Source organism: Halorientalis persicus, from assembly GCF_900110215.1.
Classification (GTDB): domain Archaea; phylum Halobacteriota; class Halobacteria; order Halobacteriales; family Haloarculaceae; genus Halorientalis; species Halorientalis persica.
Genome location: NZ_FOCX01000004.1, coordinates 226,754 through 250,106, shown reverse-complemented (window position 1 = coordinate 250,106; position 23,353 = coordinate 226,754). Strand labels below are relative to the sequence as shown.

At 67.1% G+C, this 23,353-nt stretch carries 23 protein-coding genes; 10 read left to right on the top strand and 13 right to left on the bottom strand.

All coding sequences use genetic code 11. The features are described from left to right. Positions 1-18: 18 nt before the first annotated feature. Positions 19-717 carry a hypothetical protein gene (locus BMX17_RS06725; RefSeq protein WP_092658714.1) on the top strand — a complete coding sequence of 233 codons (699 nt, stop codon included), beginning with the start codon at positions 19-21 and terminating at the stop codon, positions 715-717. 221 nt (positions 718-938) lie between these two features. On the opposite strand, the gene thsA is transcribed toward BMX17_RS06725, so the two are convergent. After that, positions 939-2,621: a thermosome subunit alpha gene (gene thsA / locus BMX17_RS06720; RefSeq protein ID WP_092658713.1), complete on the bottom strand. Its 1,683-nt coding sequence runs from the start codon at positions 2,619-2,621 to the stop codon at positions 939-941. 210 nt (positions 2,622-2,831) lie between these two features. On the opposite strand from thsA, the gene BMX17_RS06715 reads away from it, so the two are divergent. Together BMX17_RS06715 and BMX17_RS06710 are read left to right on the top strand one after the other, a co-directional pair. Then, the gene (locus BMX17_RS06715; RefSeq protein WP_092658712.1) at positions 2,832-3,326 is read left to right on the top strand and encodes a hypothetical protein; all 495 of its coding nucleotides are present in this window, start codon (positions 2,832-2,834) and stop codon (positions 3,324-3,326) included. 51 nt (positions 3,327-3,377) lie between these two features. After that, positions 3,378-4,931, top strand: a complete 1,554-nt coding sequence (locus BMX17_RS06710) for a uracil-xanthine permease family protein (RefSeq protein WP_092658711.1) — start codon at positions 3,378-3,380, stop codon at positions 4,929-4,931. Positions 4,932-4,937: 6 nt separating this feature from the next. Here BMX17_RS06710 and BMX17_RS06705 read toward each other — a convergent pair whose 3' ends face one another. The 3 genes from BMX17_RS06705 to eif1A form a co-directional block, all read right to left on the bottom strand. Beyond that, positions 4,938-5,486, bottom strand: a complete 549-nt coding sequence (locus BMX17_RS06705) for a KH domain-containing protein (protein ID WP_092658710.1) — start codon at positions 5,484-5,486, stop codon at positions 4,938-4,940. Positions 5,487-5,570: 84 nt separating this feature from the next. Further along, positions 5,571-6,452, bottom strand: a complete 882-nt coding sequence (gene rio1, locus BMX17_RS06700) for a serine/threonine-protein kinase Rio1 (protein ID WP_092658709.1) — start codon at positions 6,450-6,452, stop codon at positions 5,571-5,573. A 61-nt stretch (positions 6,453-6,513) separates the two neighbouring features. Further along, positions 6,514-6,801 carry a translation initiation factor eIF-1A gene (gene eif1A / locus BMX17_RS06695; protein ID WP_092658708.1) on the bottom strand — a complete coding sequence of 96 codons (288 nt, stop codon included), beginning with the start codon at positions 6,799-6,801 and terminating at the stop codon, positions 6,514-6,516. 206 nt (positions 6,802-7,007) lie between these two features. On the opposite strand from eif1A, the gene BMX17_RS06690 reads away from it, so the two are divergent. Continuing rightward, a complete protein-coding gene (locus BMX17_RS06690) occupies positions 7,008-8,075 on the top strand; it encodes a zinc-dependent alcohol dehydrogenase family protein (RefSeq protein ID WP_092658707.1) in 1,068 nt (355 codons plus the stop codon). Between the two features lie 40 nt (positions 8,076-8,115). Here BMX17_RS06690 and BMX17_RS06685 read toward each other — a convergent pair whose 3' ends face one another. Further along, positions 8,116-9,759: a carboxypeptidase-like regulatory domain-containing protein gene (locus BMX17_RS06685; protein ID WP_092658706.1), complete on the bottom strand. Its 1,644-nt coding sequence runs from the start codon at positions 9,757-9,759 to the stop codon at positions 8,116-8,118. Between the two features lie 164 nt (positions 9,760-9,923). Between BMX17_RS06685 and BMX17_RS06680 the strand changes: the two genes are divergently transcribed. Then, positions 9,924-10,118 carry a DUF7470 family protein gene (locus BMX17_RS06680; RefSeq protein ID WP_092658705.1) on the top strand — a complete coding sequence of 65 codons (195 nt, stop codon included), beginning with the start codon at positions 9,924-9,926 and terminating at the stop codon, positions 10,116-10,118. Here BMX17_RS06680 and BMX17_RS06675 read toward each other — a convergent pair. From BMX17_RS06675 to rnz, 3 genes are all read right to left on the bottom strand, one after another. After that, positions 10,115-12,091 (bottom strand): DUF460 domain-containing protein, encoded by a 1,977-nt coding sequence (locus tag BMX17_RS06675; protein WP_092658704.1) that lies wholly within the window; start codon positions 12,089-12,091, stop codon positions 10,115-10,117. The two genes, BMX17_RS06680 and BMX17_RS06675, sit on opposite strands and share 4 nt — an antisense overlap. Before the next feature lie 69 nt (positions 12,092-12,160). Next, positions 12,161-12,577 carry an HIT family protein gene (locus BMX17_RS06670; protein ID WP_092658703.1) on the bottom strand — a complete coding sequence of 139 codons (417 nt, stop codon included), beginning with the start codon at positions 12,575-12,577 and terminating at the stop codon, positions 12,161-12,163. Between the two features lie 30 nt (positions 12,578-12,607). Next, on the bottom strand, positions 12,608-13,540 hold the full coding sequence (gene rnz, locus BMX17_RS06665) for a ribonuclease Z (protein ID WP_092658702.1): 933 nt from the start codon (positions 13,538-13,540) through the stop codon (positions 12,608-12,610). 266 nt (positions 13,541-13,806) lie between these two features. Between rnz and BMX17_RS06660 the strand changes: the two genes are divergently transcribed. The 3 genes from BMX17_RS06660 to BMX17_RS06650 all read left to right on the top strand — a co-directional run bounded on the left by BMX17_RS06660 (position 13,807) and on the right by BMX17_RS06650 (position 18,530). Next, the gene (locus BMX17_RS06660) at positions 13,807-15,954 is read left to right on the top strand and encodes a DUF7282 domain-containing protein (protein ID WP_092658701.1); all 2,148 of its coding nucleotides are present in this window, start codon (positions 13,807-13,809) and stop codon (positions 15,952-15,954) included. A 268-nt stretch (positions 15,955-16,222) separates the two neighbouring features. Next, positions 16,223-17,440: a DUF7282 domain-containing protein gene (locus BMX17_RS06655; RefSeq protein WP_092658700.1), complete on the top strand. Its 1,218-nt coding sequence runs from the start codon at positions 16,223-16,225 to the stop codon at positions 17,438-17,440. Between the two features lie 79 nt (positions 17,441-17,519). After that, positions 17,520-18,530, top strand: a complete 1,011-nt coding sequence (locus BMX17_RS06650; RefSeq protein ID WP_092658699.1) for an AAA family ATPase — start codon at positions 17,520-17,522, stop codon at positions 18,528-18,530. Positions 18,531-18,548: 18 nt separating this feature from the next. On the opposite strand, the gene BMX17_RS25050 is transcribed toward BMX17_RS06650, so the two are convergent. Together BMX17_RS25050 and BMX17_RS06645 are read right to left on the bottom strand one after the other, a co-directional pair. Further along, positions 18,549-18,689 carry a rubrerythrin-like domain-containing protein gene (locus BMX17_RS25050; protein WP_139203437.1) on the bottom strand — a complete coding sequence of 47 codons (141 nt, stop codon included), beginning with the start codon at positions 18,687-18,689 and terminating at the stop codon, positions 18,549-18,551. Between the two features lie 48 nt (positions 18,690-18,737). After that, positions 18,738-19,745 (bottom strand): THUMP domain-containing protein, encoded by a 1,008-nt coding sequence (locus BMX17_RS06645; protein ID WP_092658698.1) that lies wholly within the window; start codon positions 19,743-19,745, stop codon positions 18,738-18,740. A 162-nt stretch (positions 19,746-19,907) separates the two neighbouring features. Between BMX17_RS06645 and BMX17_RS06640 the strand changes: the two genes are divergently transcribed. Both BMX17_RS06640 and BMX17_RS06635 read left to right on the top strand, forming a co-directional pair. Beyond that, positions 19,908-20,471: a TATA-box-binding protein gene (locus tag BMX17_RS06640; RefSeq protein ID WP_092658697.1), complete on the top strand. Its 564-nt coding sequence runs from the start codon at positions 19,908-19,910 to the stop codon at positions 20,469-20,471. Between the two features lie 36 nt (positions 20,472-20,507). Continuing rightward, positions 20,508-20,903: a DUF7473 family protein gene (locus BMX17_RS06635; RefSeq protein WP_092658696.1), complete on the top strand. Its 396-nt coding sequence runs from the start codon at positions 20,508-20,510 to the stop codon at positions 20,901-20,903. On the opposite strand, the gene BMX17_RS06630 is transcribed toward BMX17_RS06635, so the two are convergent. From BMX17_RS06630 to hisG, 3 genes are all read right to left on the bottom strand, one after another. After that, the gene (locus BMX17_RS06630; protein ID WP_092658695.1) at positions 20,900-21,301 is read right to left on the bottom strand and encodes a DUF7344 domain-containing protein; all 402 of its coding nucleotides are present in this window, start codon (positions 21,299-21,301) and stop codon (positions 20,900-20,902) included. The two genes, BMX17_RS06635 and BMX17_RS06630, sit on opposite strands and share 4 nt — an antisense overlap. A gap of 90 nt (positions 21,302-21,391) precedes the next feature. Further along, a complete protein-coding gene (locus BMX17_RS06625; protein ID WP_092658694.1) occupies positions 21,392-22,333 on the bottom strand; it encodes a helix-turn-helix transcriptional regulator in 942 nt (313 codons plus the stop codon). 52 nt (positions 22,334-22,385) lie between these two features. Further along, positions 22,386-23,234: an ATP phosphoribosyltransferase gene (hisG, locus tag BMX17_RS06620; RefSeq protein ID WP_092658693.1), complete on the bottom strand. Its 849-nt coding sequence runs from the start codon at positions 23,232-23,234 to the stop codon at positions 22,386-22,388. Between the last annotated feature and the right edge of the window lie 119 nt (positions 23,235-23,353).

Genomic DNA, 23,353 nt, shown 5'->3' with positions numbered 1-23,353 from the left:
ACAGTCCTACCAGTGGTCATGTCCCGCCTCGCGCCGGTCTTGCTGTGCTGTGCCGTCCTCGCGGCCGGCTGTGCCGGGTTCGCCGCCGACGACCCCGAGACCCCCGGGCCCGTCTCCGTGCCAGAGGTCACGGTCCCGACGCCCGAGGCGACGCCGACCGCGACCGCACGCTCGCGGATCGCTCCGGGCGCGACTCGTGCTGGGGTCGTCGACCCCGACGCACTCGTGACCGGGCACGTCGAGCGACTCCGGAACGCCTCGGCCCTGTTCACCTACGAGCGGACGGTCACCGCCGCGAACGGGACGGTCCGGCGCCGGGTGATCGACGGTCGTGTCGACCGCGGCGCGAACACCACGACGACCTGGACCGTGACGACGGCGAGCGACGACGGCACCAGAACCGAAGCACGGTCGGGGGACAACCGGTCGTTCTCACCGTCGTTCCGGGATCGACTGGGGCCGGTTCTCTCGGCGGTCGAACTGGTTCGGGCCGACAATCCCAGCGGGGTCCCACTGCGGACGACGACGTACTACTACCGGGCCAACGCGACGACGGCAACGGTGTTCGGGGAGCGAGCGCGGAACGTCTCGGTCCTGCTGGAAGTCGAGCCCAGCGGCGTCGTGATGTCCTACCGACTGCGCTACGAGCGGGTCGGGACCGGCGAACGAGTGGTCGAGCGCCTGAACTACGGGGCGGTCTGGTTCGGGAACGACTGAGCCGTCGCTGGTCGAGCGGTACCGAAAGAAAGCGTACGTTGCGTTCGACGGAGCGATGCGGGTGCGGTGCGGCGGACACTTGGGTATCGTACCGCACGCGAGGGCCGTCAGGCCCGAGCGCGCGGAACCTCGGCGTCCGACGAACGGGAGGACGCCGAGATTTTCCCCAAGTTTTTGCCGCGAGTCGCGCCTCTGGCGCGACGAGCGTGCAAAAAGTGGGCTTACATCATGCCGCCCATGCCGCCGCCCATGCCGCCCATGCCGCCGCCCATACCGCCGGGCGCGCCGCCGGGTCCGCCGGCAGGTGGTCCTTCGTCACCGTCGTCGTCGCTCTGGCCACCCTTGAGGTCGCCGGCCGCGATGACGTCGTCGATGCGCAGGATCATGACTGCGGCTTCGGTCGCGCTCTCGACGGCCTGGGTCTTGACGCGGAGGGGTTCGACGACACCGTCTTCCTCCATGTCGACGACCTCACCGGTGTAGGCGTCCAGCCCGGACGTGGTGGAGCCGCCGTCGTGCTGACTGCGGAGCTCGACCAGCGAGTCGATGGGGTCGAGCCCGGCGTTCTCTGCGAGCGTGCGCGGGACGACGTCGATGGCGTCCGCGAAGGCCTCGACGGCGAGCTGTTCGCGGCCACCCACGGAGTCGGCGTAGTCACGCAGACCGAGGGCGAGCTGGGTCTCGGGGGCACCGCCGCCGGGCAGGACCTGCCCGTCTTCGAGGGTGACGGACACGACGCCCAGCGAGTCCTCGATTGCGCGTTCGACCTCGTCGACGACGTGGTCGGTACCGCCGCGCAGGATCATCGTGACGGCCTTGGCGTCCTCGACGTCCTCGACGAAGATGCGCTGGTCGCCGCCGATGTCTTTCTCGGCGACGGAGCCGGCGAAGCCGAGGTCGTCCTCGGTGACGTCGTCGATGTTGGAGACGACGCGAGCGCCGGTCGAGCGCGAGAGGGCCTTGATGTCGGACTTCTTGGCCCGACGGACTGCGAGAATACCCTCCTGAGCGAGGTAGTGCTGGGCCATGTCGTCGATGCCTTTCTGGCAGAAGACGACGTCAGCACCGGCTTCCTTCAGGTTGTCGACCATCTCCTTGAGCTGTTTCTCCTCCTGGTCGAGGAACTGCTGGAGCTGGTCGGGGTCGGTGACGTTGACCTCGGTGTCGAGTTCGGTCTCGGGGACCTCGATGGCCGTGTCGAGCAGGGCCACGTTGGCGTCCTCGACGGCGTAGGGCATATTGTCGTGGACGCGTTCCTTGTCGACGATGACGCCCTCGACGAGTTCGGACTCGTCGATGGAGCCGCCGACGACCTTTTCGACTTTGATGTTGTCCGTGTCGATGCCCTCGTCGTCGGCGACGGCGCGAACCGAATCGACGACGAGCGAGGCCAGCGTGTCCTTGGCGTTCTCCGCGCCCTTGCCGGTCATGGCGGTGGCGGCGATCTGCTCGAGGATGTCGGTGTCGTCCTCGTCGACCTCGATGGCCATGTCCTCGAGGATCTCCTTTGCCTTCTCGGCGGCCTGGCGGTACCCCTGAGCCAGGATGGTGGCGTGGATGTCCTGGTCCAGCAGGTCTTCTGCCTTCGCGAGGAGTTCACCGGAGATGACGACCGCAGTCGTCGTGCCGTCGCCCACCTCGTCCTCCTGGGTCTGGGCGACCTCGACGATCATGTTGGCCGCGGGGTGCTCGATGTCCATCTCGTCAAGGATGGTGACACCGTCGTTCGTGACGACGACACTACCCGTGTCGCCCACGAGCATCTTGTCCATCCCCTTCGGACCGAGGGTGGTCCGAACGGACTCGGCGACGGCCTTCCCGGCCGTGATGTTCATCGACTGTGCGTCCTTCCCGGATGTCCGCTGACTCTCCTCGGAGAGTACGATGAGGGGCTGGTTACCCATCTGCTGAGCCATAGTCAAGCAAAAGATTGTATTGCCATTCTATATAACTGTTGTGGTACCCCACAGTCGAAACCGCCAACGGGCGGCCCGTCCGTCTGGCGTGTCACCGGATACCACGACAGGGTTTAAACAGCCCGAAGGCGACCGTTCCAGTCCCCAGGGGTCGGCAGGCACCGGGATTTACGTGACCCGTTGACATACGTTCGACCGATGGAGATTCGCCTACGTCTGGACGACGATCTGGTCGCCGAGTTGGACGAGGAGGCACAGCTCCAGGGGTTCGACGACCGGGGTGCGTACCTCCGATGGATCGTCGCCAACCGCCCGATGTCGGATCTGGCGACGACACAGGCCCCGGCGGTCGCGAGCCGCGTCTCGGAACTGGAAGAGCGCGTGAAACTGCTCGAACGACAGCTCGACCTGGACGAACCGACGAACCCCGACACCGACCTCGGGCAATCCGGCGGCACGGGGACGGCGTCGACGGGTGCCGATACCGGCGGCGCGGAACTGGAGCCGAGTACCACGAGCGAGCCGGACGACACCGCCGGCGGCGAGCCCGCGAGCCTGGACGAGGACATCGAGCCCGAGCAAGAGGCGATGGACCTCGACGAGGACGAGGAGAGCGAGGAGGAGGCCGCGGCCGACGACGACATCGCCGAGGCCATCGGGGACGTATCACTGGAAGACGACGACGAGGAGTGAGCGTCGGCCGAGACCGACGGGGTTTTGCCCGCCAGGCCACAGCCCCGACCGATGGGTACTGAGGCCGAGGCCGACGAGAGTTCGGAAGCGTCGTTCGTCGAGTACGGGGTCGACGACTGGCCGGGAACCTGGCCGTCGATACTGCTCGGCCTCCAGCACTACCTGACGATGGTCGGGGCCAACGTCGCCGTCCCGCTGATCCTCGCGGGCGCGATGGGGATGCCGACCGACGTGACCGCGCGGTTCGTCGGCACCTTCTTCGTCGTCTCCGGCGTGGCGACGCTGGCCCAGACCACCCTGGGGAACCGCTATCCGATCGTGCAGGGCGCGCCCTTCTCGATGCTCGCACCGGCGATCGCCATCGTCACCACCGCGACCGCCACGGCCGGGCTCCCGGGCTGGCAGGCCAAACTCCAGGTCCTCCAGGGCGCGATCATCGTCGCCGCGCTGGCGGAGGTCGCTATCGGCTACCTGGGAATCGTCGGAAAACTCAGAGCCTTCCTCTCGCCGGTCGTCGTCGCCCCCACGATCACCCTCATCGGCCTGGCGCTGTTCGACACCCCCCAGGTCACCGCCGCCACCACGAACTGGTGGTTGCTCGGCCTGACCCTGGGCCTGATCGTGCTGTTCTCCCAGTACCTCGACCGCAGTCACCGCGTGTTCAGCCTGTTCCCCGTCCTGCTGGGCGTGGTGATCGCCTGGGTCGTCGCAGCCGCCCTCTCCGTGACCGGCGTCATCGCCCCGAATGCGCCGGGCTTCGTGGACCTCGGCGCGGTCACCGACGGCCGGCCGCTGTTCCCCATCTACCCGCTCCAGTGGGGGCTGCCCCGCTTCGAGCTGGCCTTCGCCATCGGGATGTTCGCCGGCGTCCTCGCCTCCATCGTCGAGAGCTTCGGCGACTACCACGCCGTCGCGCGCCTGACCGGGAGCGGGATGCCCAGCGAGCGCCGCATCAACCACGGCATCGGCATGGAGGGACTCACCAACGTCTTCTCCGGAATCATGGGGACCGGGGGCGCGACCTCCTATTCGGAGAACATCGGCGCGATCGGCCTGACGGGCGTGGCCTCGCGCGCAGTCGTCCAGATCGGCGCGATCGTGATGCTGGTGGTCGGGTTCGTCGGCTACTTCGGCCGGCTGGTCGCGACCGTGCCCGACCCCATCGTCGGCGGCCTGTTCGTCGCCATGTTCGGCCAGATCGTCGCCGTCGGCCTCTCGAACCTGAAGTACGTCGATCTGGACTCCTCGCGGAACGTGTTCGTCCTCGGCATCTCGCTTTTCGTCGGCCTCGCCATCCCCGAGTACATGGCCAACGTCGGCGACGTGGCCACGTTCCAGGCGGGACTGGCCGGGATCCCCCTCGCCGGCTCGGTCCTGGGCACGGAGGCGGTCGCCAACACGGCCTACGTGATCGGCACGACCGGCATGGCCGTCGGCGGCCTCACGGCGCTGGTGTTCGACAACACGATCCCCGGGAGCGACGAGGAGCGCGGGCTCAGCGACTGGGACCGCATCTCCGAGGCCGAGGACGCCTTCCAGCCGCTGTGGGCGAACTGGTTCGGACGAGGAGCGGCGGATTCGGCGGAGACGACGAACGAAGAGTAACCGGCGTCAGCCCGTGAACTGGTGGTACTCCATACCCTTCTGTTTCATCTCGTTGTGGCGGCGCTCCAGGAACGAGTAGACCGAGCCGTGGGGCGCGCCGTCGAGGATCATCTCGGCGGCCTCCCGGACGGTGTCGACCTGTTCTGGCTCGCCGATGATCGACAGCGTCGAGCCGTAGATGACGACGGCCGCGCCGGACAACTCCTCCATCAGCTCCCGCGTCCGGCCGTCTTCACCGATGAGCCGCCCTTTCTTCCGTCGCATATCTTTCTTGTTCCGGGCGGCGGCCTTCAGGTCGACCACGTCGAACATCATCAGGTCGTCTTCGAGCAGTTCCAGTGCGTCCTCGGGAGCGAACCCGCGGCCGATGGCCTTCACGATGTCCGGGCCGTTCAGCCCCACGATGGGGTCACCGACCGTCTCGACCTTTACCGAGCCGCTCTCGGAGTCGATGTCGAGGCGAACCTCCGCGCGCTCTTCGATCTCGCGCATCGTCTCCCCACCTTCGCCGATGAGCACGCCGATGCGGTCCTGCGGTATCTTCACGTGCTGCATAATATGCTCGTCACTACGATACCACGCGTTTTCAAGCCTTCGCACGGTGGCCGCCACTGAACCGTCGCGGTCCGTGGCCGCCAATCAGTCCGCACCGCCGGTCACGAACGCCAGCAGGTCGTCGTCCTCGACCGCCAGTCCCTGCCGGCGGAAAAACGAGGCGACGTTGTGACAGTCCCGTTCGAGGAAGTCGCGGCTGTTGGGGTGGTGGACAGTGACCGCCTGCCCCAGGTCGATGACGACCAGTTCCTCGCCGTGGAGGATAATGTTGTACTCGGAGAGGTCGCCGTGGACCAGCCCGGCGCTGTGGAGGCGGCGCATATACTCCCGGACCACCTCGAATGCGGTCTCGGGGTTCTCGACGTGGACCTCCGCCAGTCGCTTGGCCCGACCCTCGTCGATCCCCAGCAGTTCCATCACGAGGACGTTGCGCTCGACGGCGATGGGTTCGGGGACGCGGACGCCGGCCGCCTGCGCGCGCCTGAGGTTGGCGAACTCCTTGCGGACCCACGCCTTGACGACATCGCTCTTGTTCGAGCCGATGCCGTCGAACCGGGGGTCGCCGTCGAGGTACCCGCGCATATCCCGAAAATCGGAAGCGTTGATCCGGTAGACCTTGACGGCGACTTCGGGCGAGTCCGCGGCGTCCAGCGCGTCGGCGGCCGCCGACCCGCCCAGCGCGGAGTAGACGTTGGCTTCCTTGCCCGTCGAGATCGGCCCGCCGAACGCGTCGATGTGGCCGTCCTGGACGAGTTTGTAGAGGGCACCGAACGTCGCGTCGTCGAAAACGGATGCTTCGACCTTGAACTGGTCTGCATCTTTGATCCGTTCGCGGAACTGGCTGAACTCCCGGTCGCGGCTCCGGGCGATACGGTCGGCCTCGGTGTCGGCGACGTCGATCTCTTCCCACTCGTCGCCCGGTGAGTCGATATCGTCGGTGTCGACGAGATCGAACTCGGTGGTCATCGTGCCCTCTCTCGGCGTGCCCGCGAGTCAGTCCCGTCGGCACACCCCGCGATGGAACACATCACTCTTGGATGTGACCCTCCTGCCGAAGCTGGTCCGCCTCCTGTTTCTCGTAGCGCCAGGTGATGTCCGCCTTCTCGTCTTGCCAGTCCCACGGTTCGACCAGTACCACGTCGTCTTCGCGGATCCAGATGCGTTTCTGCATCTTCCCGGGGATGCGTGCTGTGCGTTCGACACCGTCCATACACCGGACACGTACCCGGTTCGCACCGAGCATATTCGTGACGACCGCAAAGACCTCGTCGTCGTCGGGCATCCGAAGGTCTTTGCGTCCCTCGTTGTCACTCATAGTCGCCCCTTCGGCGGGCAGACGGTTTAAGTTTTTCAACACCAGGAGACGGACGAACAGCCCCCGAAGCGTCCGATACCGCCCGCACACGCATGATAGCACGCCCCATGAAATACGGCCCCATATAACCGGATAGACCTCAAAAATTGGGGGTATGAAAAGGCCTACCAATGTTTTATTACGGTGTCTCTATTGATAGGGGCTGTATGAAAGCAGCAGTCTTTCAGGGGGTAGAAGAGCCCCTTGAGATTCAGGATGTCGAAGAGCCGACGGCCGACGAAGACCAGGTGGTCGTCGAGACAGAAGCCTGCGGGATCTGCCGGAGCGACTGGCACGCCTGGAAGGGGGACTGGGGACACATCGGCGTGGTCCCGACGGAAGGACTGATCTTCGGCCACGAACCGGCCGGCCGCGTCGTCGAGGTGGGGGACAACGTCGAGCGGTTCCGCGAGGGCGACATGGTGACCGTCCCGTTCAACCTCTCGGACGGTACCTGTCAGCACTGCCGTGACGGCCGCGGGAACATCTGTGACCGCATGGTCCCGCTCGGCTTCCTGGGGATGGCCCCCGGGGCTTTCGCCGAGCGGTTCCCCGTCCGGGAGGCCGACCACAACGTCGTGAAACTACCCGACGACGTGGATCCGGTCAACGTCGCCGGTCTGGGCTGTCGGTTCGCCACCGCGTTCCACGGCCTGGTCAGCCGCGTCGACGTCACGCCCGGCGACTGGGTCGCCGTCCACGGCTGTGGCGGGGTCGGGCTCTCGGCGGTCCACATCGCCGACGCGCTCGGGGCAAACGTGATCGCCGTCGACATCAAGGACGAACAGCTCTGGGCCGCCGAGGAACTCGGTGCCGACGAGATCATCAACGCGACCGATGTAAAGGACGCCGCCCAGGCGGTCAAGGCCCACACCGATTCCTCCCAGGGCGTCGACGTGGCCGTGGACGCGCTGGGCGTCGCCGAAACCTGCAAGGCCGCCATCAACTCCCTCGGGAAGGCTGGCCAGCACCTCCAGATCGGGCTCACAACCGGCGAGAACGACGGGAACGTCGAACTGCCGGTCGACAACATGGTCATGGACGAGCGCGAGTTCTACGGCTCCTTCGGGATGCCACCCAACGAGTACGACCAGATCTTCCGCATGATGTCCCGCGGCAAGATCGACCCCGGCCAGATCGTCACCGAGACCGTCTCGCTCGAAGAAGTGCCGGACGTGATCGGCAACATGGGGAACTACGAAACCGTCGGCATCCCCGTCTGCAACGAGTTCTAGCGGCTTTTCCGACCACTTTCTCGCAAAAACGGGAGTCCGGCTAGTCCGACGGGAACTCGAACGCCGGCGCGTCCGATCCGGCCTCGAAGTCGAAATCCGGCCCCCCGCTGTCGGTGCCGAAGTCGAACGTCGGCGCGTCCGATCCGGTCTCGAAGTCGAAATCCGGGCCATCGGAGCCGGTGTCGAACTCGAACGTCGGCGCGTCCGAATCGCTCGTGTTGACGCCATCGAACGTCGGGTCAGTGTCGTTCCCGATCCCCTCGAACGACAGGTTTGCGTCGGCCGAGTCCTTCCCGATCCCCTCGAACAGGTCGCCACTGGAGTCGTTGCCAGTCCCGAACGTCGGGTCGGCACCGCCGGTGTCGTCGGTGCCGCCGTTGGTGGCCCCGTCGTCGGTCCCGCTACCGTCGGACGTGTTCAGCGACGGATCGACGGTGAGGACGGTCGACGCGGCCGCGTCGCCGCTTTGCACCGTCGCCGTGTAACTCCCGTCGGCGTCGGCGCTCGCCGTCCAGACGAGCGTGACCGACTCGCTCGCACCGGCGGCCACCGAGGCGAACGTGTCGTCGACGGTCTCGCCGTCGACGACGAGCGCCACGGTCTGGCTGACCGTCTCGTCGCGCCGGTTGGTCAGCGACGCGTCGACGGCGACCGTCCCGCCCGGCGCGACCGGATCGGACGTGTCGGCGATTGCAACCCCGAGTGGCGACGCCGAGGCGTTCCGTGCGGTGAGCGAGAGGTCGGTCTCCGTGGTCTGGCCCGCCTGCACGGCGACCTCGCTGGTGGTCGGCTGGTAGCCGTCGGCGTCGGCGACCACCGTGTACGAGCCTTCGGCGATCGTGAGATCGAAGGCACCGTCGGTATCGGTCGCGGCCGACGCCGTGCCGTTCAGCGTCGTCACGGTCGCGTTCGGGATCGGCGTCCCGCTCTCGTCGGTGACCGTCCCGGCGATTCCCCCGTCAGCCCGTTCGATCGTGAAGTTCCGGGTCAGCGTCGCACCCGGCGAGAGCGAGACGGACGTTACCTCGATCTCGTACTCGACGCTCCCGGCACCGAGGTCGTATTCGCCCGGGTCGGCGGCGAGCTGATAGTACCCGTCGGTGTCCGGTTGCGTCCGCGCCACGTACTCGGTCGGGAACTGGGCCATGTCCTCGAACCTGCCGGGTTCGCGCAGTTCGACGAGCACCGGACTGATCGGCTGGCCGTCGCTGTCGGTCACCCGCCCCTTGATCGTCGCGGTCACCGCGACGGTCAGGTCGACGGCCGTCGTCGCGTTCGCCGTCACGTTCACCGACCGCGTGGCGACCTGCTCGCCGGCGACCGACACCGCGAGCGTGTCCGTCCCGGTCGGTACCGTGACCGCGTACTCCCCGGTCGCGTTGGTCGTCGTCGCCGATCCGACCGTGACGGTCGCGTCCGCCACCGCCGAGCCACCCTCGTCGGTCACCGTCCCCGCGACAGTCCCCGTCGCAGTCTCGTTCGTCGTGTCCGTCGAGTCCGTGCCGTTCGTCGTATCGGTGGTGTTCGTCGTCCCATCGGTCGTGTTCGTCTGTACCGTCCCGAGCGACGCGTCAACCGCGCCGGCTGCTGTCACGGTGTCGCCACCGACTGCACCCGCAACCCCCACAGCTGCGATACCGAGTGCAAGGGTGGCGACTACTGCTGCGATTCGTATCTCCCCCATAGTGTTCACTTAATTTCTATATTTTTTGCTTAAAATTTTTCTGTCTGATTTAATTATAAACCTGTGTCGTGTTCCCGTCGCTGAGATCTCCGTTACAGCCGACGGTACCGGCCCTCTCGTGTCGAGTCACCGTTTTTAAGCTATCCGAGACGGGAGGGGAGTGTATGCTGGACAAGATTGGGACGGCAGGAGTTCTGGGGCTGGTCCTCCTGCTCGGTGGGATCGGCGTCGTTGCGATAGAGAACCCCCTCATCGCGGCTGGCATCTGTTTCGTGATCGCCGGACTGTTGCTGGTCGCCTACGGGTTCGTGACGACGATACTGGGCACGCTCGGGATGGGAATGGGTGACGTGACCTAGCTCTCCGGGCGGTCGGCCCGGTGTTCGCTGATCAGTCGATCCACCATCTGCTCGTTGTTCTGTTTCTCGCGTTCCTCGGCCCGGTCCTCCCAGTCGTCGATCACGGTCTCGACCTCGCTTTCGCGAGCCACCGCGAGTTCGTCGACCTCCTGAATCCGCACGTCCTCTGCGGGGCCGACCGGCACGTCGTGTTCGAAGAGCAGGTCGTCGGCGGCCTCGGAGAGCTGGCCGCCGTCCCGCAGGACCACACGCGGGTTCACGTCCGTGAGTCGCTGAGCGGTCGACCGCCCGGCACCGCTCCCGTCTCGCAGGTAGAGCACGTCACCCTCGGCGAGTCCGAAGGCCTCGTCGGCGTGCTCGATGGCGTCTCTGGTGAACTCCTCGATGACCTTCACCGGGACGAGATCGGCCTGTTTCTCCGAGACATCCGCGAAGTTCGAGTGGTCGAGTTTCCACAGCGACTTCAGCCGTTCGAGTTTGGTCTCCAGGTCGTCGACCCGCTCGCGCTCCGCGTCGAGTTCCCGTTCGAGCCGTTCGTTCTCCCGTTCGAGGCGGGTGATCTCCCGCCGCTCGCGAGCCTCGCGGCGTTCCTCGCGGCGGGCCTCCGAGAGCTCCTGCTCGTACTCCTCGATCCGCTCGTCCTTGCGCGCGATGGTGTCTTTCAGGTCCTCGTTGTGGTCCTCTAGCCTGTCGACCCGCGCTTCGAGTCGCTTGATCTTTTTCTCCTCGGCGGTGAGTTCCCGGGGCGTGTGCTCGGTCGTCTCCTCGTCCTCTTCGGGATCGCGTTCCAGCTCCGAGATCACGGCCTCGACGGATTCCTCGCCGGCGACGACGCGGGCCAGCACCTCCCCGAGGTCGAACTGGGGCGGCACCTTCTCGGCGATCCGCTCGAACTGGCCCTCGTGAGCGTCGAACGCCGACAGCGCCGCCGCCAGGGCGTCGCGCTGGTGGTCGTCGTCGTACCCCTCCTCGCGGGTGCGGTGTTTCTTCTCGTCGACCGGGAGGTCGCTGGCGGGCACCCACGCGGCCGCCTCGAAGCTCCGCCGGATCTTCTCGACGGTCTCGGGCATCGGCTCCACGTCGGCGGCGACGACGATGGGCCGGCCGCGCTCGATGATCCACTCGATCACGTCCGCGGTGTCGGCAGTCCGGGTGCTGAACACGTCCAGTACGTCGCCGTGCACGTCGACGACGGCCGCCGCGGTCGTCGTCCCGGGATCGATGCCGACGATGACGTGATCCCGTCGCTTGACCAGCGGCTGGAACTCGATGCCGTCGCGGCGCTCGCGCTCGATTTCGACCCGCACGTCGCCCGAGCGGTGTGCCGAGACGGGAATGTCGGTCGGCCGCCCCTCGACCTCGAAGACCGCGTTCGAGAACCCGCCGTACTTCTCGGTCGCGTCCCGGTCGTAGTCGAGCCCGGCCTCGTCGAGTTCGGACTCGACCTCGCGGGTCCGTTTCTTGACTGCGCCGTGGATGCGGCGGGTGTAGCGGTCCTCCGACCAGCCGCCCTTGCCGGTCGAGCGCCCGCGAGCGACCTTCACACGGGTGGTGTTCGTGAAGGCCGAGACTTCCTGCCCGACGTTCATCGCGGCGAGTCGTGCCGCGGCTTCGGCTTCCTTCATCGGATCCTTGCCGTATGGGACGTTGTGCCGGCCGGCGACCCGCGAGAGCGGTTCCGGGCGCTCCGCCCCCGTGACCTGGACGAGTGTCGTCTCGTCGGGAAGTTCGCCCAGAAAGTGGATCAGGGCGTCCTTGTCCTCTGCGAGTTCGTACGTGTTGTCCGTCGCGACGATGGCCGGCTCCCGGTCGTCGATCAGCCGGCGGAGTTTCCGGCGGGAGACCACGTCTCGGCTCACGGACTCGCCGTCGAAGACGACCAGTGCGTACGACGGTGCCGACCCGCGTACGTCACCGCTCTGAATGTCCACCCCGAAGACGACTGCATCGAGCGCGCTCGTACGGGCGTTCACGACTACCACGGGCTAGGGACCTGCGCGGCATAAACTTCGTGCCGGGTCGCTCTCGCTCGCTCCGGCGATCTACAGTTCCGCGGCGACAGCGTCGGCGAGGGCGTCCAGCCGTTCGCGTCCGGGCTCGGACCGCTCGAATCCGAGCGTCACGTCGTCGTCGGCCGTCCGGGGAATGACGTGCAGGTGGACGTGAAAGACCTCCTGGCCCGCGACTGCGCCGTCCGCCAGGAAGAGGTTGATCCCCTCGGTCGGCACGTCCGACGCCCGCAGCGCCGCCGCGATCTCCTGGCCCACCCGAAACAGTCGGCCGCCGGTGTCGTGGTCCAGTCCGTCGAGCCCCGCCGAGTGGATCTTCGGAATCACCAGCGCGTGCCCCACCGTGACGGGCGCGATGTCCATGAACGCGAGCGTGTCGTCAGTCTCGTGGACGACGCTGGCCGGCGCGTCGCCGCTGACGATGGCACAGAACGGGCAGTCGTCGGGCATACCGGCGATGGGGCGGGCGAGGTGAAAAGTTCAGTCCCCGGCAGTGTCCGGGAAGGGCACGTCGAGTTCGTCGCCGTCGTCGGGGAGGAAGGCCTCGCCGTCGAACACCTCGCAGGCCTCCTTCTCCAGTCGGCCGGACTGGCCGGCGTAGCGCGTCGAGACGTGGGTCAGCGCCAGCCGTTTGGCTCCCGCGCGGTTGGCGATCTCGGCGGCCTGTTTCGCCGTCGCGTGGCCGGTCTGGCCCGCCCGTTCCCGGCGGTCCTCGGCGAAGGTCGCGTCGTGGATCAACAGGTCCGCGTCCTCGGCGGCTTCGACGACGCCCTCGGTGGGACAGGTGTCGCCGGTGTAGACGACCCGCCGGCCCGGCCGTGGCGGGCCGACGACCTGTTCGGGCTGGACGACGGTGCCGTCGTCGAGTTCCACCGACTCGCCGTTGTGGAGCTTGCTGTACTTCGGGCCGGGTTCGATACCGAGTTCCTGCTGGGCTTTCTCGCGGTCGAACCGGCCCTTCCGGTCGTCCTCGACGATGGCGTAGCCGACCGACGTGGTCCGGTGGTCGGTCTCGAACGCCCGGACCTCGAACTCCCCGCCGTCCAGTGCCACGTCGCCGGGCGAGACTTCGTTGACGCGGACGGGAAAGGACGGTTCGTTGCCGGTCACGGTGATCAGGTCCCGGATCCGGCGACGGGTGCCCGCCGGCGTGTGGATTGCCACGGGCTCTTCCCGGTCGTTGAAGTCCCAGGTCTGGATCAGGCCGGGGAGGCCGAGGACGTGGTCGCCGTGGAGGTGGGAGACGAAGACGTGGGAGACGGCGAAGCCGGTGGAAAAGCGCATCATCTGGCGCTGGGTCCCCTCGCCGGCGTCGAAGAGGAAGCGCTCCCCTTCCCGTCGAACCATCACCGCGCTCGGGTTGCGCATCGTCGTCGGAACGGCCCCGCTGGTCCCGAGAAAGGTCACGTGCATATCCGTCGGGAAGTCCGTCGGCGGTAAACCCGCTTCGAAACGGCCCCATGCTGGCGGACTGCGGGCCGTTTCCGACCGTTGCGCGGCTCGAAATTCCAGATTTCTCGCTCGAAAGGTAGCCCTATTCGGTTTCGCGGTCCACGGGACGGAACAATCCCGTCTTAGACACGTTGGGGTCAGCGTACGTCCATAATTCTACGGTGAAATATCTTGAAGTAACTGTCCAGTTTATCCTCCTAAATCCCCACTCGTTCCGTCGCAGGACGATGAATACACGACAGTACGCAGTCTTGATCGCCGGCTTCGTCGCGCTCTCGGCAGGGGCAGCGGCAATCCTCCCCGCGGGGGCACTCGGCAGTCAGGCTCAGGAGACAGCGAGCGTATCGTTCACAGATCAAACCGTCGACGACGACACCGTCACGGTCGAGTCGGCCACCCTCCCCGAGGGCGGGTTCGTGGTGATTCACGAATCCGACGACGGCGATGCGGGTGACGTCGTCGGCGTCTCCGAGTACCTCGAATCCGGCGAGTCGGCGGACATCGCGGTGGAACTCGACGACGACGTCGAGGACGAGGAGGACCTCGTCGCGATGGCCCACCTCGACTCCGACGGCGACGAGGCCTTCGACTTCGTCGAGACCGACGGCGAGGAAGACGGCCCGTACACGACCGACGGTGAGGCCGTGGTCGACAGCGCGACCGTCACCGCCGAAGACCAAGAGGACGAGGGCGGTCCGCCCGAGGAGGCCGGACCGGCGGAGGACGCCGACCCGCCTGACGAAGAGGCGGACGACGATGAAACCGACGAGGCAGCGGTCGACGGGCTCGCAGTGACCGAACTCGACGCGCCCGCGGACGCGGTCGTCGGTGAGACGCTGACCGTCACCGCCACGGTCGAGAACCAGGGCGACTCGGAGACGACCGAGCGGGTGGAGTTCCGCCTCGACGGGCAACTGGTCGCGAATCAGGACGTGACCGCCGAGGCTGACGAGGAAGCGACCGTCAGCTTCGCGGTCGACAGCGGCCTCCGGAACCGCAGCGAGGGCGAGTTCCGCCACGGCGTGTTCACCGAGAGCGACTGGCAACTGGCCTCGATCGACATCGAAGAGTCGTTCGAGCTGGTGGACCTGGACGCGCCCGCGAACGCGACCGTCGGTGAGACCGTGACGGCCGACGCGACCGTCCGGAACCCCAACGAGGCGGAGACGACCCAGACCGTCGCGTTCCGCTTCGACGGCGCGGTCGCGGATAGCACCGACGTCGATCTCGACGGGGGCGAGGAAGAGACCGTCTCGCTGGACGTGAACTCTAGCGGGGTCGATCCCGGGAACTACACCCACGGCGTCTTCACGGTGACCGAGGGTGCCTTCGCCGACATCGAGCTCGTGCCGGCACCGCCCGAGGCCTCGATCGACTTCGACGACCAGCCCGTCGACAACGACACCGTCACGATCGATTCGGTGTCCGTCGAGGAGGGCGGGTTCGTCGCGATCCACGACGACTCGCTGCTCGACGGGGACGCGGTCGGAAGCGTGATCGGCGTCTCCGAATACCTCGACCCCGGCGAGTACGAGGACCTGGAGGTCGAACTCTTCGACGTGCCAGGGGCCGACTTCGAGAACGAGACGCTCGACGGGAACGGGACACTGATCGCGATGCCACACCTCGACACGAACGACAACGAGACCTACGACTTCGTCGCCACGGACGGGGCGGCGGACGGCCCCTACACCGACGAAGACGGTAACGCGACGCTCGACGACGCGGCCGTGACCGTCGAGGAAGCAACCGCAGAGGAAACCGAGGAAGCAACCGAGGAAGCAACCGCAGAGGAAACCGAGGAAGCAACCGAGGAAGCAACCGCAGAGGAAACCGAGGAAGCAACCGCAGAGGAAACTGAAGAGCCGGCACCCGTAGCGCCGGACACTGAAACGGAAGAAGAGACTGAAGAACCGGCTACCGAGGAGAACGAGACCGCGGACGATGAGACCGAGACGCCACAGGACGAGGAGTCCAACGCGACCGCGACCGTCGACCTCGGAGATCAGGCGAGCAACGGGACGACCGTCACGGTCGATAGCGTCGACATCTCCGAGGGCGGCTACGTGGCCGTCCACAACGTGTCACTGCTCGACGGGGACGCGGTCGGGAGCGTGATCGGCGTCTCCGAATACCTCGATCCCGGCGAGTACGAGGACGTGGAGATCGAACTCTTCGACGTGCCTGGCGTCGAGTACGAGCGGGATCGGCTGGCGGTCGGTCAGACGCTCTACGCGATGCCGCACCGCGACACCGACGACGACGAAGCGTACGACTTCGTCGCGACCAACGGATCCACCGACGGCCCCTACGCCGACGAAGACGGTAACGCCATCGTCGACGACGGCAATCTCGTAGTCGAAAGCGAGGAGTGACGCCGCCGCGGCCGTCTCGGTCGTCGACCAGCCCCGTCGACTCCGGACAGCGCGGCCGTCGATGTCCGGGACTCGTCGGCGCGAACGCGGTTTGTGGCTCGGATCGGTGCCGCCAGCGGAGCAGTCGGCCCCGCAGTTTCGTGGGTCACGCTCGGGGGAAACGCGGTCTTACCGTCCGGTAAGACCGGGTTCCAGTTGTTGACGGGCAGAGACTCACGTGCAACGGTTGGGCCGATTTAATCACGCCTTCGTTGACCTGCCGACGGACATGAGACAGACAACGGAGCGCACAGTGGCGACAGCCGTCGCGGTCGTCGTCGTGCTGGGCCTCGGCGTGGCCGGTGCGATGGCGGTCAACGCCGGCACGAGCGGTCCCACGGCGGCCCAGAACGCGCAGGTCGCACAGCAGACACCCCCGGAGGATCCGGGCGTCACCGTGGAGAATCAGGAGACCGAGGGCGACACGGTCACGGTCGATCAGGTTCGCCTCCCCGACGGTGGCTACGTGGTGATCCACGACGGGAGCCTGCTCGACGGGGAGGCCGTCGGGAGCACTATCGGCGTCTCCGAGTACCTCGACCCCGGCACGCACGAGAACGTGACGGTGGACCTGTACGACGTCGAGGGCGCGGAGTTCGACGACGACGAACTGGCGAGCGACTCACTGTTGATCGCGATGGCCCACGAGGACTCGAACGGCAACGAGACGTTCGACTTCGTGACCAGCGACGGCGAGGTCGACCCGCCCTACGCCACCGACGCCGGATGGCCGATCATGGACGGCGCACTCGTCTCCGTCGACGAACCCGACGACGATGGGGACGGCGGGGACGACAGGGACGTGCTTGACATCGTCATCCAGCCACCCGACGACGATGACGACGATGACGGCGATGACGAGGACGAGGACGAGGACGACGATACCCCGACGACCAACACCACGACCCCGAACAACACGACCACGACGGACGACAACACGACGACGGCCCCCAACAACGAGACCACGACGGACGACAACGAGACCACGACGCTACCGATCGGGGACGACATCGATACGACGACGACGCCCGAACCCGCGGAACCGGATACCCCCGAGCCGGACACGCCCGAGGACGACACTGAGACGCCCGATGTCGACATCGGAACGCCGGACGACGAAGCCGACGAAGACGAGGACGCCGACGGTGAGGACCAGGAGGGCGCTGAAGAGGACGACGGGGAAGCCAACGGTGACGAGAACGGTGTCGACGAAGACGAGAGCGACGAGACCGGCGCGGACGAGGACGATGAAAACGGTGCCGACGAAGAAGACGGCGACGAAGAGAACGGCGACGAAGAAGACGGCGGTGAGGGCGAGGAAAATGGCGGTGACGGAGAAGAGGATGGGAACGGTGCCGACGAAGAAGATGGCAGTGACGAGGAAGACGGCGGTGGAGGCGACGAGAACGGCGAAAACGGCGACGAAGAGAACGGCGACGAATCCTGAGCGGCCCGGGCGGTGAAGCGCGGTCGCGGTCGGTCCGCGACCGACCGATTCTTACCGCGGGTCCCCGTAGCCGACCCCAATGGACGCCCCACTGTGGACCGAGGCGCACGCGCCGGAGATCGACGATCTCCCACAGTCCGGGGTCCGCGAGTCGCTGTGGCGAGCGGTCGACGAACCCCTCAATCTCGTCGTCCACGGCCCGCGCGGGAGCGGCAAGACCGCCGCCGTGCGCGCACTGGCCCGCGAGACCCACGCCGACCCCGACAACGACTTCGTGGAGATCAACGTCGACGACTTCTTCGGGATGACCAAAAAGGAGGTGAGCGAGGACCCACGGTTCAGTTCGTTCATCACACCCAAACGTCGCCGCGAGTCCTCGAAGGCCGACCTCATCAACCACGTGCTCAAGGAGTCGGCCAGCTACTCCCCGGTCTCGGGCGAGTACAAGACGATCCTGCTCGACAACGCCGAGTCGATCCGCGAGGACTTCCAGCAGGCGCTGCGCCGCGTGATGGAGAAGTACTACGAGACCACACAGTTCGTCATCGCGACCCGCCAGCCGTCGGCGCTGATCCCGCCGATCCGCTCGCGGTGTTTCCCCGTCCCCGTGCGCGCGCCGACCCACGACGAGACCGTCTCTGTCCTCCAATCGGTCGTCGAGGACGAGGGTGTCGAGTACGACGCCGACGGCCTGGAGTACGTCGCCGGCTACGCCGACGGCGACCTCCGGAAGGCCCTGCTTTCGGCCCAGACCACCGCCGAGACCGAGGGCGAGATCACGATGGACACCGCCTACGCGGCGCTCGGAGAGGTCGGCACCGACGACCGCATCAAAGAGATGCTCGACGACGCCGAAGCCGGCGAATTCACCGATGCCCGGAAGACGCTGGACGACCTGCTGGTCGACGAGGGCTACAGCGGCGAGGAAGTCATGGAAGACCTGTTACGGGTCGCTCGCTCGCGCTACGAGGCCGACCGGCTGGCCCGACTCTACCAACTGGCCGGCGAGATCGACGTGGACCTGAAAGACGGGACCAACGAGCGCCTCCACGTCTCCCACCTCCTCTCGAAACTGGCCCAGACAGCCTGATCGACCTGTGGCCATTCGTCAACGCGGCACCGTCAAATCCTCCAGATACCCACCACAGTCGGGGCAGAGCCGGTCGTCGACCGCCTCGGTGATGCGCCGATCACAGTCCAGACACTCGTAGTAGGGGTCCGTGTCCGGCGTCGGTTCGCTCAGTGGCATTCCTCAGTGCAAGCAACGTCACCGACCCTTGTTAATCCCTTGCACAGTTCAGCTGTCAGCCCGAACCAGTACGAGGACGTGCCGGGTCAGCGACCGGTGGACGCGGCGCTCGAACCGGTCGGTCACCCGCCAGTCGGCCTCGCGGGCGGCGTCGTCCCAGGCCCGGTCGGCGACGACGACGGCCCGCGGTGCGACCCGGCGGGCCTCGGCGAGCGCGCCGGCCACGAGGTCCGCGAGTGGCTGATTGGCGATCTTGGACTGGCGGCCGTAGGGCGCATCGAAGACCACGCCGTCGACCGCGTCGTCGGGGAGGGCAAGCGCGGTCGCGTCCCCGCGGAGCGTGTGCCAGGCACCCGGCTCGGGTAGACCGGCGGGCGACCGTGCGGCCGTGAGGCAGTGTTCGAGGTTCTCGGCCGCACCGCTGACCATCTTCGACTGGGCGTCGACTCCGATGACATCGGCCCCGACCAGCCCGGCCTCGATCAGGCCCCCGCCGGTGCCACACATCGGGTCCAGGATTGTCGCTTCGGGGCCCGCCCCCGCGATGTTCGCCAGCGCACGGGCCAGGAGCGGGTCCATGCTCCCGGGCTGGAAGAAGGGGCGGTCGGTGGGCTGGCGGTCGCCGAAGTCCCGGATACTCTCCTCGGCGAGCCACCCGATCACACAGGCGTCCGACGAGAACACCGCGCGGAGTTCGTGGTCCGGGTCGTCGAGGTCGACGGCGAATCCGCGGTCCACGAGGACCGCGCCGAGTTCCCGCTCGGCGTGCTGGGTGTCGATACCGGCGAGACTCCGAACGTCCCGGGCCCGAACCGCGACCGTCCCCGACCGCTCGATAGCGACGGCCTCCAGCAACGCCCGAGCGCTCGCCACGTCCGGGTCGGTCCGGCCGACGTACTCGCTGGCGCGGTGGGTGTACGCGAGCCCCCGTGTCCGCGCATCGATGCCACGAGCGGTCGCCAGCCCCGGTGCGAGCCGGCTCACGTCCGTCGCGACGGCCGCAGCCTCCCGGGCGGCGAAGGCGTCGTCCTCGCCGGCCAGTTCCAGCAGGTACACGCCCGCAGATGGCGTCCTGTGGCCTATACGCCTTCCGGTCGGGCGTGCCGGGCCCGCCGGTCGGCCGACAGCGACGACCCCGGCGGGACCCCTAAGCACAGCGACCTATCATCGACAGGTACCAAACTTTATAACCCTTAAATACGTGTTTTAAGTCGAGACATGGTTGACCCCAAGGAAACAATCAATATTGAGAACGTCGTCGCCTCGACCGGCATCGGGCAGGAGCTGGACCTCCAGAGCGTCGCGATGGACCTCGAGGGAGCGGATTACGACCCCGAGCAGTTCCCCGGCCTCGTCTACCGGACCCAAGAGCCCAAGTCGGCGGCACTCATCTTCCGGTCGGGCAAGATCGTCTGTACTGGCGCGAAAAGCACGGACGACGTGCACGAGAGCCTGCGGATCGTCTTCGACAAGCTGCGTGACCTGAACATTCAGGTCGACGAGGACCCCGAGATCGTCGTCCAGAACATCGTCACCTCGGCCGACCTGGGCCGGAACCTCAACCTCAACGCCATCGCCATCGGGCTGGGGCTGGAGAACATCGAGTACGAGCCCGAGCAGTTCCCCGGCCTCGTCTACCGACTGGACGACCCCGACGTGGTCGCGCTCCTCTTTGGCTCGGGCAAGCTCGTCATCACGGGCGGCAAACAGCCCGAAGACGCCGAGGAAGCCGTCGACCGGATCGTCTCCCGGCTCGAAGAACTGGGCCTGCTCGACGGATAGCACAGGCTACATACCCACGCCACACCAAGCGCGGGTATGCTACCGCTACAGGTCGACGCGACGGCGACGGGTGGTGGGCCGCTGGCGATCGTCGTCACCTTCCTGCTCGTCGCCGCCTTCTACGCCGTCACCCTCCACCTGGCGGCGACGTTTTTCATCGGTGACGTGCCCAGCCAGCGCGCCGCCTACGTCGCCCCAGCCCCGGCACTGGCCTCCCTGTTGCTCCAGCAGTGGGGCCTGCGTGGGTTCGGTCCCCTGTCACCGAGTCTCGCCGCCGGCATCGCCATCCTGGCGATCCTGGCCGCCGACGCCATCGCTATCAGCTACGTCTACCGGCTCAAGTGGTCGTCGGCGCTCCCGCTCACCCTGTTGCACTTCGGGTTCGCCGCGATTCTCGGCTTCGCCCTGAACAATATCTTCGGCCTGCTCTAGGCCTCCTCGAAAGCCACGTCGTCGAGCAAGCGGTGGAACCGGTCGTCCTCGACGGTGTAGCGGGCTCGCCCGTCGTCCGGATCGTACGTGATCACGTCCGCAGCGTCGAGTTTCGGCAGGTGGGTGTGGTGGAGTTGGATGCGGATCGCCGCCAGCGGGGGTCGGTCGTCACCGGTCGCGGGCACGTCACGCCGGGCCAGGACCCCCCGTGCGAGAACGTCGAGCGAGAGCCACCCGGCGTCCTGGAGGACTCTGAGCGCCGCACGGCGATGGGGATGTGCCAGTGCGTCGAGCATCCACGTGATGTCGTCGGCGTTCAGGGGGGTAGCTGTCCGACGCCGCCCGTCCAGCGTGGTCCGGGTCGCCGTCCACTCGGTCGCCGGGGAGTCCTGGCCCATACGCCCGATAGCGGTCGACTGCCCAATCAGGGTATCCCGTGCACAGTGTGCAGGGGTTGCACGTGCCGCGACGGCAGCACCGCGTCGCGGTCACCACTGCCCGAACGCCGTCGCTTCGGTGCGGTACTCCTCGACGGTGCGTTCGGCCCACCGGCGGGCACGCGCGTCCTCGGTCGCCACCAGTGCGGCGGGTTGCCCGTCGTCGACCAGGCCGAGTTCGACGGTGTCGGCGTACCGACCGAGGTAGTAGGGGAACTGCCCCTCGTAGACCCACAGCGAGGCCGTCTCGGCCGCCTGCAGGTCCGCGACCTGTTCGCGGTAGTCCGGTTCGCTCCGGACGTTCTCCGCGACGGCAGGCGTGACCACCAGTTCGAGATCCGCCCCGGCTTCGGTGACCTGCTGGTGGAGTGCGTCCAGTGCCTGCGCGCAGGTCAGCGGGAACAGCATCCGGAGGTACTCGGCCCCCTCGATGTGTTTGACCTGCTCGTGGATCATCTTCAGCGGGTCGGCCGGATCCGGCGTCGTCACCGACACGTCCATGTGTCGGAGGTCCAGGTCGACCGCGTCCGTATCGACGTGCTCGTAGACCGGCGCGAGTTCCGTCGCGGTGTCGACGGTCCGCACGAGGTGACCGAAGTCCTCGGCGACCCACTCACCGGCCTGTGTGGCGTCGTACTCACGGTTTCGTTCCCGGACCCAGCCCCGTTCGACCAGCGCGTCGAGGTTTCGCTGGACCGTCGTCCGGGCGGCGTCGAACCGTCGCTGGAGGTCGTCACGCGTCAGCGGCCCCGATTCGGCCAGCGCGTCCAGGATCCGGACTCGCGTCTCCGACCGCGCGAGGAACTCGACAGCCCCGATGGCGTCGCTCCGGTCGCCCGCCGTCGTCGGCATCGGTCGCTCACCGCCGGCCCCCGGCGTCGCACCGCCAGCCGTCCCGCCGTCCGTCCGTTCGGTACCCGTCGCCCCGTCAGCCTCCGACGCCCGCTCCTCGGTCCACTCGTCCGGCCGCCCACCGTCTGTCGGCTCGTCCATGTCGCCGTTCTATTCAAACCAGCGACACATAAAACCACACACGCCGTGACGGTCACTCGACCAGCCGCTCGATCTCGGTCACCAGCACGTCCGTCGCCCCCTCTGCCTTGAGATCGGTGATCGTCTCGAACACCGACCGCTCGTCGACGACCGCGTGCACCGCGACCATGTCCTCGCCCGCGATGTCCATCACCGTCGGCCCGCCCATGCCCGGAATCACGTCTTTCACCGCCTCGACGTTCTCCTCGGGGACGTTCATCATCAGGTAGCGTTTCCCCTCGGCGGTCTTGACCGACGAGAGTGCGGTTCGTACCTGTTCGACCTTCGGGTCGTCGGTCACGTCCTCGCGGGCGAACAGTCGCACCGAACTCTCCAGCACGTCGTCGATCACCGCTAACCGGTTCATCCGAAGGGTCGTGCCCGTGCTCGTGATGTCGACGATAGCGTCGGCGATGTCGACGTGTGGCGTGAGTTCGGTCGCACCCGAGACCTCCGCGATGTCGGCGTCGACGCCCCGTTCGTCGAGGTACGCCCGGGTGACGTTGGGGAACTCGGTGGCGACGGTTCCACCGTCCAGATCGCGCACGGACTCGACGGGACCGTCCTCGGGCGCGGCCAGCACGAGCCGACAGGCCCCGAACTCCAGATCGAGCAGATCCACGAGGTCGCCCGTGTCGGCCTCCCGTACCTGGTCGAGACCGGTGATCCCCACGTCGGCGGCCCCGTCGCTGACGTACTCGGGGATGTCGGCGGCCCGGGCGTAGAGGATCGTCACCTCGGGGTCGACGGTGTCGGCGTAGAGTTTCCGGTCGGCCCCGTCGACGACGTGGAGGCCGGCCCGTTCGAGCAGATCGACCGACGGATCGTGTAAACGCCCCTTGTTGGGCACGGCGATGCGCATACCGACTCTTCCGGACCCGCGGGCAATTGCTTTTCGCACGCCGCCCCGAGCGCTCGACCGCCCGGAAAATCGTTATCAGCCGCGATACTGCCGGAGCAATCGACTTATACGGCGCTGGA

Bases quoted from the DNA above. Each gene is read 5' to 3' on its own strand.
- BMX17_RS06685 (WP_092658706.1), bottom strand. From the start codon at position 9,759: ATGGGGGAGATACGAATCGCAGCAGTAGTCGCCACCCTTGCACTCGGT.
- BMX17_RS06690 (WP_092658707.1), top strand. From the start codon at position 7,008: ATGAAAGCAGCAGTCTTTCAGGGGGTAGAAGAGCCCCTTGAGATTCAG.
- BMX17_RS06705 (WP_092658710.1), bottom strand. From the start codon at position 5,486: ATGCAGCACGTGAAGATACCGCAGGACCGCATCGGCGTGCTCATCGGC.
- BMX17_RS25050 (WP_139203437.1), bottom strand. From the start codon at position 18,689: ATGCCACTGAGCGAACCGACGCCGGACACGGACCCCTACTACGAGTGT.
- BMX17_RS06680 (WP_092658705.1), top strand. From the start codon at position 9,924: ATGCTGGACAAGATTGGGACGGCAGGAGTTCTGGGGCTGGTCCTCCTG.
- BMX17_RS06710 (WP_092658711.1), top strand. From the start codon at position 3,378: ATGGGTACTGAGGCCGAGGCCGACGAGAGTTCGGAAGCGTCGTTCGTC.
- hisG (WP_092658693.1), bottom strand. From the start codon at position 23,234: ATGCGCATCGCCGTGCCCAACAAGGGGCGTTTACACGATCCGTCGGTC.
- rio1 (WP_092658709.1), bottom strand. From the start codon at position 6,452: ATGACCACCGAGTTCGATCTCGTCGACACCGACGATATCGACTCACCG.
- eif1A (WP_092658708.1), bottom strand. From the start codon at position 6,801: ATGAGTGACAACGAGGGACGCAAAGACCTTCGGATGCCCGACGACGAC.
- BMX17_RS06630 (WP_092658695.1), bottom strand. From the start codon at position 21,301: ATGGGCCAGGACTCCCCGGCGACCGAGTGGACGGCGACCCGGACCACG.
- BMX17_RS06625 (WP_092658694.1), bottom strand. From the start codon at position 22,333: ATGGACGAGCCGACAGACGGTGGGCGGCCGGACGAGTGGACCGAGGAG.
- BMX17_RS06660 (WP_092658701.1), top strand. From the start codon at position 13,807: ATGAATACACGACAGTACGCAGTCTTGATCGCCGGCTTCGTCGCGCTC.
- BMX17_RS06725 (WP_092658714.1), top strand. From the start codon at position 19: ATGTCCCGCCTCGCGCCGGTCTTGCTGTGCTGTGCCGTCCTCGCGGCC.
- thsA (WP_092658713.1), bottom strand. From the start codon at position 2,621: ATGGGTAACCAGCCCCTCATCGTACTCTCCGAGGAGAGTCAGCGGACA.
- rnz (WP_092658702.1), bottom strand. From the start codon at position 13,540: ATGCACGTGACCTTTCTCGGGACCAGCGGGGCCGTTCCGACGACGATG.
- BMX17_RS06640 (WP_092658697.1), top strand. From the start codon at position 19,908: ATGGTTGACCCCAAGGAAACAATCAATATTGAGAACGTCGTCGCCTCG.
- BMX17_RS06670 (WP_092658703.1), bottom strand. From the start codon at position 12,577: ATGCCCGACGACTGCCCGTTCTGTGCCATCGTCAGCGGCGACGCGCCG.
- BMX17_RS06715 (WP_092658712.1), top strand. From the start codon at position 2,832: ATGGAGATTCGCCTACGTCTGGACGACGATCTGGTCGCCGAGTTGGAC.
- BMX17_RS06635 (WP_092658696.1), top strand. From the start codon at position 20,508: ATGCTACCGCTACAGGTCGACGCGACGGCGACGGGTGGTGGGCCGCTG.
- BMX17_RS06650 (WP_092658699.1), top strand. From the start codon at position 17,520: ATGGACGCCCCACTGTGGACCGAGGCGCACGCGCCGGAGATCGACGAT.
- BMX17_RS06655 (WP_092658700.1), top strand. From the start codon at position 16,223: ATGAGACAGACAACGGAGCGCACAGTGGCGACAGCCGTCGCGGTCGTC.